Annotated in this window: 1 pseudogene; it reads right to left on the bottom strand. The window is 44.7% G+C overall.

The window, feature by feature from the left end:
- Positions 1-14: 14 nt before the first annotated feature.
- A pseudogene (locus JMX89_RS12760) lies at positions 15-763 on the bottom strand (IS5 family transposase).
- Between the last annotated feature and the right edge of the window lie 85 nt (positions 764-848).

Raw genomic sequence — 848 nt, 5'->3', positions numbered from 1 at the left:
ACTAGGGCGTGTCATCAATTAAGCCAAACGACACAAGAAACTAAGTGAATGGCACTAAGGAAATGACTGGCTAACTTATCATAGCGAGTGGCAATCGCACGATACTGCTTAATCTTGGCAAAGAAGTTCTCTATTAGGTGCCTCGCTTTATAAAGCTCTTTATCGAAGTCTCTTGGCTGCAGCCGATGACACTTAGATGGTATAACTGCATTACCTTGCACTGCTTTAATCGGTTCAATAACGCGGGCATCAGCATCGTAAGCTTTATCGGCAAGCCACGTTTGGCTAATACTGACATCGAGCAATTCATCTGAGCCACACAGGTCATGAGCTGCGCCACCTGTTAGATAAAAGCCAGTAGGATTGCCTAGCGCATCTGTACGAGTATGTATTTTAGTCGTCAGTCCACCTTTGCTGCGTCCAATGGCTTGATCCCTTTTTTTCCAGCACTGTGCTGGTGGGCTTTAACAATCGTGGCATCTAGCATGGCATATTCGTCATCGGATTGTTCAGAGAGTTGGTTAAAAACCTGCTTCCATACGCCTTTTTTTGACCAGCGACTAAAACGAGTATGAATCACTCTGAAGTCGCCAAAGCGTTCAGGTAGGTCACGCCAAGGTATGCCGGTCTTGTAACGGTACAGAACCGCTTCTACGAACAAGCGGTTATCCTTTGCAGTAACACCAACGTCACTTGGTTTACCAGGTAGAATGTCTTTAATTCTCTCCCATTGGTCATCACGTAGGGCATGTCGTCTTGTCATAGTCATTGAGCTCAAATTCCTAAATACGATCTAAGTATAGCTTATTCTGAAATATCTATGCTAATTGATGACACGCCCTAGAACC

The sequence above is a fragment of the Psychrobacter sp. DD43 genome, from assembly GCF_904846555.1.
In the GTDB taxonomy this organism is placed as follows: Bacteria; Pseudomonadota; Gammaproteobacteria; order Pseudomonadales; family Moraxellaceae; genus Psychrobacter; species Psychrobacter cryohalolentis.
The sequence above is the reverse complement of the archived record's forward strand: the minus strand, read 5'-3'. Positions and strand labels throughout refer to the sequence as shown.